This is a genomic window from Pseudomonas sp. DW-iso17, assembly GCF_058725345.1.
In genome coordinates this window covers 254,698-268,989 of sequence record NZ_JBZXEA010000047.1, presented here as the reverse complement: position 1 = coordinate 268,989, position 14,292 = coordinate 254,698, and the positions used below count along the sequence as shown (strand labels likewise).

Sequence of the window (14,292 nt, the reverse complement as noted above, 5' to 3'; positions counted from 1 at the left end):
TTTCAACGGACCGGATAATCAAGGCTGCCAAGACGAAAAGACCTTGAAAGGGCTGATTCTTATGCTGGAATGCATTCCCCTGTGGGAGCTGGCTTGCCTGCGATAGCGATCTATCAAGCCAAAGCAGTTTCGGCAGGCGAGACAATGCTGGTCTTGCCGCCACGGGATTTACCGGAACTCAGGTACTCGGCAATCGACTCCTGGGTCACTTCACCCAGGAACACGCGCTCGGCATCCATCACCGGCAACCACGAGCGGTTGAACTCGTACATGCGCGACAGCAGGATGCGCAAATGCTCGTCGTACGCCGCCGTGGCGTTGAACTCGCGCAGGTACTGGCCGCAGGTGCCGGCCTGGCGGTGCAGGTCGCGGCGGCGTACATACCCCAGCGCCTTGTTCTCCGAACAGGTGACCACCACATAGCGGCGGTCGTGCTCGTCCATCAATTCCAGCGCATCGGCCACGGGTGTTTCCGGGCTCACCGACGGGGCGTTGTCCGCCGCGTCTTCGGCTTTTACCAGCAGCAGGCGCTTGAGGGTGCTGTCCTGGCCCACGAAATTGCTGACGAACTCGTCGGCCGGGTGCGCCAGCAGCGTGTCCGGGTGGTCGATCTGCAGCAGCTTGCCGGCGCGGAAGATGGCGATCTTGTCACCCAGCTTGATGGCTTCGTCGATGTCGTGGCTGACCATGATCACGGTTTTGTTCAGCGCGCGCTGCATCTCGAAGAACTCGTTCTGGATCATCTCGCGGTTGATCGGGTCGACCGCGCCGAACGGCTCGTCCATCAGCAGCAGCGGCGCATCCGCCGCCAGGGCGCGGATCACTCCGATGCGCTGTTGCTGCCCACCCGACAATTCACGCGGGTAGCGATGCAGGTACTGCTTGGGCTCCAGCTTGATCATGCTCATCAATTCGCGGGCGCGGTCGTGGCATTTTTGCTTGTCCCAGCCGAGCAGCTTGGGCACCACCACGATGTTCTCTTCGATGGTCATGTTGGGGAACAGGCCGATCTGCTGGATCACGTAGCCGATGTTGCGACGCAGGGTCACCTCGTCGAGGTCGGTGGTGTCTTCGCCGTTGATCAGGATCTTGCCCGAGGAGGGCTTGATCAGACGGTTGATCATCTTCAGCGTGGTGCTCTTGCCGCAGCCCGAGGGCCCCAGGAATACGCAAATTTCGCCTTCGTTGACGGTCAGGCTTACATCGTTGACGGCGGTGACGGTCTTGCCGTTGCTTTGAAAAGTCTTGGACAGGTTTTGAAGTTCGATCATTTGAGCAATCCTTTTGGAGTCAGCGAGCGTTGCAGCCATTGCAGAAGCAGGTCGGCGAAGATGGCCAGGAGACTGACCAGCACGGCGCCGACGATCAGCATCGACATATCGCTGCGGCTGATGGAAGCCAGAATAAGTACACCCAGGCCACCGGCACCGATGGTGGCGGCGATGGTCATCACACCGATATTCATCACCACGGCGGTACGCACGCCAGCGAGAATCACCGGCACCGCAATCGGCAGTTCGACCATGCGCAGGCGCTGGCCGAAGGTCATGCCGATGCCGCGTGCGGCTTCGCGAATGCCTGGCTCAACGCCGGTGAGGGCCAGGTAGGTGTTACGCATGATTGGCAGCAGGGAGTAAAGGAACACGGCGGTGATCGCCGGCATTGGCCCCAGGCCCTGGCCGAACTTGGAGTAGAACGGCAGCAGCAGGCCGAACAGCGCGATGGATGGCACGGTCAGCAACACTGTGGCGCTGGCTTGCAACGGGCCGGCCAGGGTCGGGAAGCGCGTCATCAGAATGCCCAGGGGCACGCCGATGAAGATCGCGAGGATCACTGCGATGCCGACCAGGGTGATGTGCTGCCAGGTCAGGTGTAGGACCTGGGCCCAATCAAGATGGGAAAAGGCGTTCAAAAATTCCATGTCTTCTCCTTTTTAGTTGATTGGATGTTGGCGCAGGAAATCGGCGGCAACGGCGGACGGGCTTTCATGGTCGACGTCGACCCGTGCATTGAGCTGGCGCATGGTTTCGTCGTCGAACAGGTGGGCCAAAGGCTTGAGTTCCGCGGCCAGTTGCGGGTGCTTGTCGAGGTACTCCTGGCGGATCACCGGGGCTGCGGTGTAGTCCGGGAAGTAGTGCTTGTCGTCTTCCAGCAGCTTCAACTTAAAGGCGTTGAGGCGCCCGTCGGTGGTGTAGACCAAACCGGCAAACACCTGGCCGTTACGCAGTGCGGTGTAGACCAGGCCGGCGTCCATTTGCCGGGTGTTCTTGCGTGTCAGGTTCATGTCGTACAGCTTGACCATGCCGGCCAGGCCATCGGAGCGGTTGGCGAACTCGGTGTCCAGGGCGACCAGACGGTGCTCTTTGGTGTTCTCGGCCATGGCGTTGGTGAGGTCGCTGATGCTGTTGATCTCGGGATGTTCCTGGGCGACTTTCTCCGGCAGCGCCAGGGCATAGGTGTTGCTAAAGCGCGACGGCGATAGCCAGACCAGGCCTTTTTTTCCATCGAGTTCTTTGACCCGAGCGTAGGACTGCTCGCTGTCGAGTTTCTCGTCGATATGGTTGTAGGCCACCAGCGACACGCCGGTGTATTCCCATATCAGGTCCAGTTGCCCGCTTTCCTGGGCACTGCGCGCCAGGTTGCTGCCCAGGCCGCCGGTCACGCGGGCGTCGTAGCCCTTGGTGCGCAGGTATTGGGAAGTGATTTCGGCGAGCAGGGTCTGCTCGGTGAACACCCGGGCGCCGATGCGGATCACGGGTTTTTCGGCGGCTTGCGCAATACCTGCAAGCAGCAGGACGCAGCCTAATATCAAGCTCAGTTTTTTCATGTGAATTCCTTTACCGGGCTTAAGACGGGCGTAACCCGCGTTCCAGCCAGAGGCGGCTAGCCATGGTCACCAGGCCATCAAGCAGCAATGCCAGCAGCGCGGTGCAGGCGGCGCCGAGCAACAGTTGCGGCTGGTTGTTCAGGGCGATGCCGGGGAAGATCAGGCTGCCCAGGCTGTTGGCGCCAATCAGGAACGCCAGCGGTGCGGTACCGACGTTGATCGCCAGGGCCACGCGCACACCGCCGATGATGATCGGCACGGCGTTGGGCAGCTCCACGCGAAACAGCACCTGGCGCGGGGTCATGCCGATGCCGGTGGCGGCTTCCTTGAGGGAGCCCTGAACGTTTTTCAGGCCTTCGTAGGTGTTGCGTACGATGGGCAGGAGCGAGGCAAGGAACAGCGCGAAGATGGCCGGGCCGCTGCCGATGCCGAGGACGCCGAGGGCGATGGCCAGTACGGCCAGGGGAGGGACGGTGTTGCCGATGTTGAAGATCTGCATGAAACGTTCTGCGCGCCCGACCATGTTGGGTCGGCTGAGCAGGATACCGGCGGGGATGCCCACAATCAGGGCTGCCAGCATGGAGATTAGGACGAGAATCAGGTGAGCTTGCAGGTAAAACAACAAATCGTCGCGGTACAGTTCGATCGTGTTGATGCCGATCCAGTGGACCAGCAGGGCCAGGAGCGCGACGACAACCGCGCCTCCTATCAGCCCTTTGCCATAGCGAATAGCCACAGGCGGACTCCTTTTTTTCTTTTGTCGGCGAACACATTTTCCGGCGGCACTGCCATTCCTGGCTGCCTCTGAATGAGTTCGCGAAAAGCAACTCGCCGATACTGGCAATGCAGTATGCGATCGAGCCATGAGCGCAGCCTCGTCAGGCTAACTTGCTGATATTTCAGCCCCTGTTCCGAGTGCGATAGCAGGGGAGTGGACGTCTCTACCTTTTAAAAGGTTCCACACTTGGGCGCATTTAGCCACCCCCAATGGGCTCAACGGTGGTCCGTACCCTCGCGTTTGCGCTATACTCGCCGCCCTTTTTTGACTCACCTGCCAGGCGATTTCCCATGACCCACCAGGCCGCCGAAGTCGCGAAACGCCGCACTTTCGCCATTATTTCCCACCCCGATGCCGGTAAGACCACCATCACCGAAAAGCTGTTGCTGATGGGCAAGGCGATCGCGGTGGCCGGCACGGTGAAATCGCGCAAATCCGACCGCCATGCCACCTCCGACTGGATGGAAATGGAAAAACAACGGGGTATTTCCATTACCACGTCGGTCATGCAGTTCCCGTATCGCGAGCACATGATCAACCTGCTCGACACCCCGGGGCACGAAGACTTCTCCGAAGATACCTACCGCACCCTCACCGCGGTGGACTCGGCGCTGATGGTCCTCGACGGCGGTAAAGGCGTCGAACCGCGTACCATCGCGTTGATGGACGTGTGCCGTCTGCGTGACACGCCGATTGTCAGTTTCATCAACAAACTCGACCGCGATATCCGCGACCCCATCGAGTTGCTGGATGAAATCGAAGCCGTCTTGAAGATCAAAGCCGCGCCGATCACCTGGCCGATTGGTTGCTACCGCGACTTCAAGGGCGTGTACCACCTGGCCGACGACTACATCATTGTCTACACCGCCGGCCACGGCCATGAACGCACCGAAACCAAGATCATCGAGAAGCTCGACTCCGACGAAGCCCGTGCCCACCTGGGCGACGAGTACGATCGTTTCGTCGACCAGCTGGAACTGGTGCAGGGCGCCTGCCATGAGTTCAACCAGCAGGAATTCCTCGACGGCCAACTGACGCCGGTGTTCTTCGGTACCGCGCTGGGCAACTTCGGTGTCGACCACGTGCTCGACGCCGTCGTGGACTGGGCGCCAAAACCCCTGGCCCGCGTTGCCAACGAGCGCACCGTGGAACCGGTGGAAGAGAAATTCACCGGCTTCGTGTTCAAGATCCAGGCGAACATGGACCCGAAACACCGCGACCGTATCGCCTTTATGCGCATCTGCTCCGGCAAGTACGAAAAAGGCATGAAGATGCGCCACGTGCGCACCGGCAAGGACGTACGCATCGGCGACGCCCTGACGTTCTTCTCCTCCGAGCGTGAACAGCTGGAAGAGGCGTTTGCCGGCGACATCATCGGCCTGCACAACCACGGCACCATCCAGATCGGCGACACCTTTACCGAAGGCGAAGCCCTGGGCTTCACCGGGATTCCGCATTTCGCCCCGGAACTGTTCCGCCGCGTGCGCCTGCGTGACCCGCTCAAGTCCAAGCAACTGCGCCAAGGCTTGCAGCAATTGGCCGAAGAGGGCGCCACCCAGGTGTTCTTCCCCGAGCGCAGCAACGACATCATCCTCGGCGCCGTGGGTGTGCTGCAGTTCGATGTGGTCGCCAGCCGCTTGAAAGAGGAATACAAGGTTGAGTGTTCGTATGAGCCGATCACCGTGTATTCGGCGCGCTGGATTGATTGCAGCGATAAGAAGAAGTTGGAAGAGTTCTCCAACAAGGCCGTGGAAAACCTGGCAATCGACGGCGGTGGTCACCTGACCTACCTGGCGCCGACGCGGGTGAACCTGGCGTTGATGGAAGAGCGCTGGCCGGATGTGAAGTTCCGCGCGACCCGCGAACACCACTAAGGTTTGAGCGGTTCAGAGAATGTGGGAGGGGGCTTGCCCCCGATAGCGGTGTGTCAGCCAGTGTATTGGGCTCTGACACTCCGTAATCGGGGGCAAGCCCCCTCCCACATTTTGACCTCCTAAAGGCTGGGGATTGGCGGTAATCCGGCATCGCGACTAGCGTAAACGCTGGTGGCAGTTAATGACTGCCGTGCGGGGCCCATTTACTGACTGGACGGAATCGATCATGAGTATTTTTCAACGAATAGTGCTGTTGATGAAAGTGCTGGTGCTGTTGTCGTTGGGGATGTCGACGGCCTGGGCGCATAACCCGGTACCGAGCGCAGCGGTGGTGACCAGTGGTCAGGCATCGCACTTGCAGTTGGCCAAGTCCGAAGCCGAACCAGGCGATCAGGGCCAGGGCGGCAGCGAGGGTGATGATGACTCTACTACCGACGAGCCCGACAGCGACGACGCAGACGCAGACGAAGGCGATAGCCAAACGTAGGCTCGCTAGAAAGAAAGCGCCTCCCGCCAGCCTATAGCTGGTGGGAGGCGCTTTTCAGACCTCAAACAATGCCTTAGAACGATGTAGTCACCGACGCGAAGTAAGCGCGGCCCGGTTCATTGTAGGTCTGGGCACCGGCGTCGTCGGCGTTACCTTTGCGAGACAGGCGCTTGTCCAGGAGGTTGTTGATGCCCACGCGTACGCTCAGGTTTTTGCTGAATTCGTAGCCGCTGCTCAGGCCCATCAACCCGTACGGGTCGACGTCCTGCTGGGCGCTGCGCTCGTAACTGCTGGCGCTGCGTGAGTTGAGCGTCGGTGCTTCTTGTTTGCCGTAATAGGTGCCGCTGACCTGGAATGACAGCTTGTCAGTGGCTTGCCAATCCAGCGTGGTGTTGACGGTGTACTTGGGGATGATGCTCAAGGGCTCGCCGGTGTCCTTGTCCTTGGAGTCGATCATGTAGGTCAGGTTGGTATTCAAGTCCAGATCATCGCGCAGGCTGATGAACAGGTTGCCTTCAACGCCCTGCACCAAGGCGGGCCCGCTGTTTTCCCACTCCAGCACGCGGCGACCGTTGCCCAGGCGGAAGGCCGCCTCGTTACTGGCGTTGATCTTGTTCTTGTAGTCATTACGGAAGTACGTCGCACTGGTACGCCAGGTGCCCTTGTCGAAAGCCAGGCCGATTTCCTTGTTGACGCTGATTTCCGGCTTCAGGTCGCGATTACCCACCAGGTAGCAACCGCCCATGTTGGCTTCGCTGGCGTTGCAGCCATTGCCACGGCTGTACAGCAAATAGTTCGGGTTGGACTGGTACAGGTTGGGTGTTTTATAGGCGCGGGCGATGCCACCCTTGATGCTCAATTCATCGGTCAACTGGTGCGAGGCGTTGAAGCTGGGGCTCCAGTTGCCGCCGTATTCCTCATGGTCGTCGAAGCGCAAGCCAGGCGTGATGACAGTCTTGCTGCCCAGCTCGATGTTGTCCTCGGCAAACAAGGCGTAGCTCGAGGCGGTGGTCTTGGTGCTGTTGCGGCTCACGCCCGGGATGGCGGGGACGCCGCCGGTGCCTGGGTCATAGCTTTGCGGGCGCAACGAGCCTGGGTCGTTCATCGACTCGTAGAGGTACTCGCTGCCCAGGGTGAGCACCTGTTCGGCACCGACGCTCAGGGGCAGGTTGACCTCGGCGGTGGCCCGAGTGTTGCGCAAGCGCGACTCGAAACGGCCTGCGCTGGCAGACGGCGCACCCTCGCCAGAACCGGCCAGGCCTTCATTGAGGCGTTCGTTGCGGGTCAGGTCGTGGGTTAGCGAAGCCAGGGTCGAGCCCCAGTCGAACTCGCCGCGGTGCGTGGCAGAAAAGCTGCTGCGCTGAATCACACTGGTTTCCTTGCCCACCAGGCTTTCCACGAATGCGCCACCGCCGTTGAGCATGGTATCACCGGCGAAAATATTGCCCTGGCGGCTGTAGCTGGCTTCCAGGTCGAGGGTTTGCTCGGGGGTGAACTGCCAGCTCAGCAAGCCGTTCACGTCTTTATTGCGCACGCCCTCGCGGCCGGCCACCAGCGAGTCTGGGGTCGCCTGTGCTGCGCGGTTGATGTCGGCGTCATCGGCGTCGGTCTTGTTCAGGCCGCCATAGACGCGGAACGCCAGGGTGTCGGTCAACGGGCCGCTGAGGTTGAAGTTGGTGCGTTTGCTCGCGCCTTCGGCGTCGTTTTCAGGGAAGGCCGTGTAAGCGGTCAGCGAGCCGTGCAGTTGGTCGGTGGGGCGTTTGGTGATGATGTTGATGACACCGCCCATGGCACCGGAGCCATAACGGGCGGCGGCCGGGCCGCGCAGGATTTCAATGCGTTCGACTTCTTCGGCCGGCACCCAATTGGTTTCGCCACGGGTATCGCGGTCGCCGCTCCAGCCATAACGCACGGCGTTGCGGGAGGTGGACGGCTTGCCATCGATCAGGATCAGGGTGTTTTCCGGGCCCATGCCGCGCAGGTCGATTTGGCGGTTGTTGCCACGGCTGCCGCTGGAACTGTTGCCGGTCAGGTTCACGCCCGGCTCGCGGCGGATGATCTCCGACAGGTCGTTGGTGGGCGGGCGTTTCTTGATGTCTTCGGCGGTGATGATCGACACACCGGGCGCCTGCTTGAGTTCTTCGGCAGCGGTGCCCAATACACGCGTTTCGCCCAGCACCAGGGCTTGGGGCGTGCCATCCACCGGCAGGTCTGTCGCTTGGATCGGCACTTTATCGCGCTCTTTTTCCACACTCTGCGCCAGCAGCGCGGGTGACGAAAGGGTAGCGATAAACGCCAGCGAGAGATGGCTGAGCCTGAATTGAGACGACATGTCCACAAAGTCCTTTAGGAGGGGCGATTGAACGAGAGGCGTCTGAATTTTTGTCGTGCATCCAGCGCTCTCCGTGCGCCGTAATGGTATTGATTCTCAAACAGAAGTAAATTGCATTTACAATCTATACACTTTTCGAAACGCTCTGGCTCAATGTTTTCAGGGCTTTTGGCATGGGTTCAAACGGTATATTTTTTGTTACAACCGCGCAAAAAAAAGCCCCTCCAGGCAGACTGATGCGCAATCTGGCGGGAAGGGCGATGGAACTCGATATTACGCATTACCCCTGTGGGGCGGGCTTGCTCGCGAAGACGGTGTGTCAGCAACCCATCTGTAGCTGAACCCACGCATTCGCGAGCAAGCCCGCTCCCACAGAGGGAAACAATGTTGCTTCAGGCCACGAATTGCTCCGCGTAGTGACAAGCCACCTGCCGGTTATCCAACGGCCGCAACAGCGGCTCCTCACTGCTGCAGCGCTCGGTCGCATACGGGCAGCGCTTGTGGAACGCGCAACCCGGCGGCGGGTTCAGTGGGTTGGGCAGTTCGCCGACGATCTTGATCTTTGGCTTGCTCGGGTCCGGGTGAATGGTCGGCGTGGCCGACAGCAGCGCCTGGGTGTAAGGGTGCAGCGGGCGTGCGTAGATGTCTTCCTTGGGGCCCACCTCAACCGGGCGGCCGAGGTACATCACCATCACATCGTCAGCTACGTGCTGTACCACCGCCAGGTTGTGGGAAATGAACACGTAGGCGGTGTTGAATTCCTGCTGCAAATCCATGAACAGGTTAAGCACCTGTGCCTGGATCGACACGTCCAGCGCCGAGGTCGGTTCGTCCGCCACCAGCACCTTGGGTTGCAGCATCATTGCGCGAGCCAGGGCGATACGCTGGCGCTGACCACCGGAGAACATGTGCGGGTAGCGCTGATAATGCTCAGGGCGCAGGCCCACTTGCTTCATCATCGCCTGCACTTTTTCGCGGCGCTCGGCAGCGGACAGGTGGGTGTTGATCAGCAGCGGTTCGGCCAGTTGATCACCGACTTTCTGGCGTGGGTTCAACGAGGCATAGGGGCTCTGGAACACCATCTGCACGTCTTTGCGCAATTGCTTGCGCTGAGCCTTGTTGGCGCCGGCCACTTCTTGCCCGGCGATTTTCAACGAGCCCGACGAGGGCTCTTCAATCAGCGTCAGGGCGCGGGCCAGGGTGGATTTGCCACAGCCCGACTCGCCTACCACGGCGAGGGTCTTGCCGGCTTCCAGCTCAAAAGACACACCATTAAGAGCACGCACGGTGGCGTGGCCCTTGAACAGGCCACGGGACACTTCGTAGTGACGGGTGAGGTCGCGGGCGGTAAGTACGACGGCCATTACGCCACCTCCTGGTTCAACGGGTAGAAGCAGCGGGCAAGGCTGTTGCTTTTCGGATCGAGGCCCGGCCGCTGGGCGCGGCAGGAGTCCTGCACATACGGGCAGCGCGGCGACAGCAGGCAACCCTGCGGACGGTCATAGCGGCCCGGCACGATGCCCGGCAGCGTGGCCAGGCGCGTGGCACCCAGGCTGTGCTCGGGAATCGCCTTGAGCAACGCTTCGCTGTACGGGTGTGCCGGAATGTCGAACAACTGCGGCACCTGGCCGACTTCCACGGCCTGGCCGGCGTACATTACGCACACGCGCTGGGCAGTCTCAGCCACTACCGCGAGGTCGTGAGTGATCAGCACCAGGCCCATGTTCTGCTCTTTTTGCAGGGCCAACAGCAGCTCCATGATCTGCGCCTGGATGGTCACGTCCAACGCAGTGGTCGGTTCATCGGCAATCAGCAGTTTCGGTTCGCCGGCAATCGCCATGGCGATTGCCACGCGTTGGCTCATACCACCGGACAATTGGTGCGGGTAGGCATCCATACGGCTGGCAGCGCCTGGGATCTCGACCTTTTCCAGCAGCTCGATGGCGCGTTTGCGTGCTTGTTTGCCGGACATTTTCAAATGCAGGCGCAGCACTTCTTCGATCTGGAAACCCACGGTGTAGCTGGGGTTCAGCGCGGTCATCGGATCCTGGAACACCATCGCCAGGTCTTTGCCGACGATCTGGCGGCGCTGGCGGTTGCTCAACTTGAGCATGTCCTTGCCGTCGAAGTTCAGCGCATCGGCGGTGACGATGCCGGGGTGCTCGATCAGGCCCATCAGCGCCATCATGGTCACGGATTTACCCGAGCCCGACTCGCCAACGATTGCCAGGACTTCGCCCTTGTCGACGGAAATGTCGAGGCCATCGACCACCGGCACGGCGGTCTTGTCGCCGAAGCGCACGTTGAGATTCTTGATTTCTAACAATGACATGGGAATCTCCTCAGGCGGCGTTCTTGAGTTTCGGGTCCAGCGCATCGCGCAGGCCGTCACCCATCAAGTTGATTGCCAGCACGCTGAGCAAAATGGTCAAGCCAGGCAGGCTCACCACCCACCAGGCGCGTTCGATGTAGTCGCGGGCCGAAGCCAGCATGGTGCCCCACTCAGGGGTTGGCGGTTGTACGCCAAGGCCGAGGAAGCCCAGGGCCGCGGCATCGAGAATCGCCGAGGAAAAGCTCAAGGTCGCTTGTACGATCAGCGGCGCCATGCAGTTAGGCAGCACGGTGATGAACATCAGGCGTGGCAGGCCGGCGCCAGCGAGGCGGGCGGCAGTCACGTAGTCGCGGTTCAGTTCGCCCATCACGGCGGCGCGGGTCAGGCGCACATAGGATGGCAACGACACGATGGCGATGGCGATCACGGTGTTGATCAGGCCAGGGCCGAGGATGGCCACAATCGCCACGGCCAGCAGCAGCGATGGCAGGGCCAGCATGATGTCCATCAAGCGCATGATGGTCGGGCCGAGCAAGCGCGGGAAGAACCCAGCGAACAGGCCCAGCAGGATGCCCGGGATCAGCGACATCACCACCGACGATAAACCGATCAGCAACGACAGGCGCGAGCCCTGGATCAGGCGCGAGAGCAAGTCGCGGCCCAGTTCGTCGGTGCCCAGCAGGAACTGCATCTGCCCGCCTTCCAGCCAGGCCGGTGGCGTGAGCAGGAAGTCTCGGTATTGCTCGCTGGGGTTATGCGGCGCAACCCACGGGGCGAAGATCGCGCAGAACACGATCAGCAACATGAACAGCAGGCCGGCAACCGCGCCTTTGTTCTTGGAGAAGGCTTGCCAGAATTCTTTGTACGGGGACGGGTACAGCAGGCTCTGATCGACTGCTGACACTTGAGTAGGTGTGGTCATGGTCATGATCTCAGCGCTGGTGACGGATGCGTGGGTTGGCGAAGCCGTAGAGGATATCCACCACGAAGTTCACCAGGATCACCAGGCAGGCGATCAGCAGAATGCCGTTTTGCACCACCGGGTAGTCCCGCGCGCCAATGGCTTCGATCAGCCATTTGCCGATGCCGGGCCACGAGAAGATGGTTTCGGTCAGTACCGCACCGGCCAGCAGCGTGCCGACTTGCAGGCCGACCACAGTGAGCACCGGGATCAGCGCGTTACGCAGGCCGTGCACGAACACCACGCGCGCCGGCGATAGGCCCTTGGCCTTGGCGGTACGGATGTAGTCCTCACGCAGCACTTCGAGCATCGACGAACGGGTCATGCGCGCGATCACCGCCAGCGGGATGGTGCCGAGCACGATGGCTGGCAGGATCAGGTGGTGCAACGCATCCCAGAACGCGTCCGGCTCGTCGGCCAGCAGGGTGTCGATCAGCATGAAGCCGGTGCGTGGCTCGATGTCGTAGAGCAGGTCGATACGCCCGGATACCGGGGTCCAGCCCAGGCTCACCGAGAAGAACATGATCAGGATCAGGCCCCACCAGAAGATCGGCATCGAATATCCCGCCAGGGAGATGCCCATCACCCCGTGGTCGAACAGGGATCCTCGTTTGAGTGCCGCGATCACCCCGGCCAACAGGCCCAGAATACCGGCGAACAACAGCGCGGCCATGGACAGTTCCAGGGTCGCGGGGAAGAGGGCGGTGAACTCGGTCCACACGCTGGTGCGAGTGCGCAGCGATTCGCCAAGGTCGCCCTGGGCGAGCTTGCCGACGTAATCCAGGTATTGCGCATACAGCGGCTTGTTAAGGCCAAGGCGCTCCATTGCCTGGGCGTGCATTTCGGGGTCAACCCGTCGCTCGCCCATCATGACTTCTACGGGGTCGCCTGGAATCATGCGAATCAACGCAAAGGTCAGCAACGTGATGCCGAAGAACGTGGGGATCAATAACCCCAGTCGGCGGGCAATAAAACTAAACATCTTGGTGTGTACCTCAATCAGCCGGTTAGGCAGGTCCGGCACCGTCAGTGTCGACGGTGCCGAGCGTTTTTCTTATTTACTTCACCTGGGTCGTGGCGAAGTTATTGGTAGTCAGAGGGCTTTGGGTATAACCCTCGACGTTCTTGCGCATGGCGGTAAACATTTTCGGGTAGGCCATGGGGATCCACGGTTGGTCCTTCTCGAAAACGGCCAAAGCTTGTTCATAGAGTGCGGCGCGTTCGGCGGGTTCAGCGTCGGCGCGGGCCTTGTCGATCAAGTCTTGAAACTCTTTGTTACACCAGCGGGCGTAGTTTTCGCCGTTTTTCGCTGCGTCGCAACTCAGGTTAGGGGTGAGGAAGTTATCCGGGTCGCCGTTATCCCCGGCCCAGCCTGCAGAAACCATGTCGTGTTCGCCGGCTTTAGCGCGCTTGAGCATTTCGCCCCACTCCATGACCTTGATATTGACCTTCAGGCCAATCTGGGCTAGATCCGCCTGCATGCGCTGGGCGCCGAGCATCGGGTTGGGGTTGGTCGGGCCGCCGCCGTTACGGGTAAACAGGGTGAACTCGGTGCCTTCCGGTACGCCGGCTTCCTTGAGCAGGGCGCGCGCCTTGTCCAAGTCGCGAACTGGGTTTTTCAGCTTGTCACTGAAGCCCAGCAGGGTCGGCGGGTACGGCCCGGTGGCATCGACGGCGTTGCCTTTGCCGTACAGCGATTCGTTGTAGCCCTTTTTATCGAAGGCAATATTGATCGCGTGACGTACCCGCGCATCGCTCATGTACTTGTGGGTGGTATTCATGGCGGTGTAGCTGGTGGTCATCGCCGCTAGTTCCGCCACTTTCAGGTTGGGATCAGCCTTGGCGCTGGGTACATCATCGGGCTTGGGATACAGCGCGATCTGGCATTCGTTGGCCTTGAGCTTTTGCAGGCGCACATTGCTATCGGTGGTGATTGCCAGAATAAGCGGGTCGGCCGGCGGCTTGCCACGGAAGTACTCCGGGTTGGCCTTGAAACGCACCTGGGCATCTTTTGCGTAGCGGTTGAAGATGAACGGCCCGGTGCCGATGGGCTTGGCGTTCAGGTCATCGGTCTTGCCGGACTTGAGCAACTGGTCGGCATATTCGGCGGAGTGAATCGAGGAAAACGCCATGGCCAGGTCGGCCAGGAACGGGGCTTCAGGACGGGTCAGGGTAAAGACGACGGTGTGATCGTCGGTTTTCTCTACGCTCTTGAGCAGTTCTTTAAAGCCCATGCTTTCGAAGTACGGATAGCCCACGTTGGACTTTTTATGCCAAGGGTGATTCGGGTCCAGCTGGCGCTGGAAGCTCCAAAGCACATCATCGGCATTCAGGTTGCGCGTGGGTTTGAAATAGTCGGTGGTGTGGAACTTGATGTCGTCACGCAGGTGGAAGGTGTAGGTCAGGCCATCGGCGCTGATTTCCGGCAGGTCTTTGGCCAGGGCAGGCACCACTTCTGTGGTGCCGGGCTTGAAGTCCACCAGGCGGTTGAACATGGTTTCAGCGGCGGCGTCAGCGGTCACGGCAGTGGTGTACAGGACCGGGTCGAAACCTTCCGGGCTGGCTTCGGTGCAGACCACCAGCGGTTTGGCCGAAACGCCGATGGCCACGCTCAACAGCGCAGCGGCCATGGCGGCTTGTAGTGGGAGCATTTTCATTCAGAGCCCTCTGCAATCGATGGAACCAGAAAAGCGTAGGCGGC

The 14,292-nt window shown here is 60.6% G+C and carries 12 protein-coding genes; 2 read left to right on the top strand and 10 right to left on the bottom strand.

Annotated elements, in window-relative coordinates; translation table 11 throughout:
• Positions 1–113: 113 nt before the first annotated feature.
• Genes AC4PS6_RS27600 through AC4PS6_RS27585 form a run of 4 tightly spaced genes read right to left on the bottom strand, consistent with a single transcriptional unit; the run spans position 114 to position 3,563 of the window.
• Complete coding sequence (locus AC4PS6_RS27600) at positions 114–1,271, bottom strand: osmoprotectant ABC transporter ATP-binding protein OsmV (RefSeq protein WP_014716891.1); 1,158 nt, start codon at positions 1,269–1,271, stop codon at positions 114–116.
• Positions 1,268–1,921, bottom strand: coding sequence for an ABC transporter permease (locus AC4PS6_RS27595; RefSeq protein ID WP_003188473.1), 654 nt, complete (start codon positions 1,919–1,921; stop codon positions 1,268–1,270). The genes AC4PS6_RS27600 and AC4PS6_RS27595 overlap by 4 nt, the downstream gene beginning before the upstream one ends.
• A gap of 12 nt (positions 1,922–1,933) precedes the next feature.
• On the bottom strand, positions 1,934–2,827 hold the full coding sequence (locus AC4PS6_RS27590; RefSeq protein WP_014716892.1) for a glycine betaine ABC transporter substrate-binding protein: 894 nt from the start codon (positions 2,825–2,827) through the stop codon (positions 1,934–1,936).
• A gap of 19 nt (positions 2,828–2,846) precedes the next feature.
• On the bottom strand, positions 2,847–3,563 hold the full coding sequence (locus AC4PS6_RS27585; protein ID WP_020301284.1) for an ABC transporter permease: 717 nt from the start codon (positions 3,561–3,563) through the stop codon (positions 2,847–2,849).
• A 332-nt stretch (positions 3,564–3,895) separates the two neighbouring features.
• Here AC4PS6_RS27585 and AC4PS6_RS27580 point away from each other — a divergent pair, with 332 nt between their 5' ends.
• Positions 3,896–5,479 carry a peptide chain release factor 3 gene (locus AC4PS6_RS27580; RefSeq protein ID WP_003188476.1) on the top strand — a complete coding sequence of 528 codons (1,584 nt, stop codon included), beginning with the start codon at positions 3,896–3,898 and terminating at the stop codon, positions 5,477–5,479.
• 226 nt (positions 5,480–5,705) lie between these two features.
• Entirely contained in the window at positions 5,706–5,966 is a 261-nt protein-coding gene (locus tag AC4PS6_RS27575; protein ID WP_032904007.1) for a hypothetical protein, read from the top strand.
• A gap of 73 nt (positions 5,967–6,039) precedes the next feature.
• Here AC4PS6_RS27575 and AC4PS6_RS27570 read toward each other — a convergent pair whose 3' ends face one another.
• From AC4PS6_RS27570 to AC4PS6_RS27545, 6 genes are all read right to left on the bottom strand, one after another.
• The gene (locus AC4PS6_RS27570; RefSeq protein ID WP_020301281.1) at positions 6,040–8,298 is read right to left on the bottom strand and encodes a TonB-dependent siderophore receptor; all 2,259 of its coding nucleotides are present in this window, start codon (positions 8,296–8,298) and stop codon (positions 6,040–6,042) included.
• Positions 8,299–8,690: 392 nt separating this feature from the next.
• Positions 8,691–9,662, bottom strand: coding sequence for a peptide ABC transporter ATP-binding protein (locus AC4PS6_RS27565; protein WP_014716895.1), 972 nt, complete (start codon positions 9,660–9,662; stop codon positions 8,691–8,693).
• Positions 9,662–10,630, bottom strand: a complete 969-nt coding sequence (locus AC4PS6_RS27560) for an ABC transporter ATP-binding protein (protein ID WP_014716896.1) — start codon at positions 10,628–10,630, stop codon at positions 9,662–9,664. The genes AC4PS6_RS27565 and AC4PS6_RS27560 overlap by 1 nt, the downstream gene beginning before the upstream one ends.
• A gap of 10 nt (positions 10,631–10,640) precedes the next feature.
• Positions 10,641–11,552, bottom strand: coding sequence for an ABC transporter permease subunit (locus tag AC4PS6_RS27555; RefSeq protein WP_003188486.1), 912 nt, complete (start codon positions 11,550–11,552; stop codon positions 10,641–10,643).
• A gap of 10 nt (positions 11,553–11,562) precedes the next feature.
• The gene (locus AC4PS6_RS27550; protein WP_003171721.1) at positions 11,563–12,573 is read right to left on the bottom strand and encodes an ABC transporter permease subunit; all 1,011 of its coding nucleotides are present in this window, start codon (positions 12,571–12,573) and stop codon (positions 11,563–11,565) included.
• A gap of 76 nt (positions 12,574–12,649) precedes the next feature.
• Positions 12,650–14,248 (bottom strand): ABC transporter substrate-binding protein, encoded by a 1,599-nt coding sequence (locus AC4PS6_RS27545; RefSeq protein WP_014716897.1) that lies wholly within the window; start codon positions 14,246–14,248, stop codon positions 12,650–12,652.
• Positions 14,249–14,292: the final 44 nt, after the last annotated feature.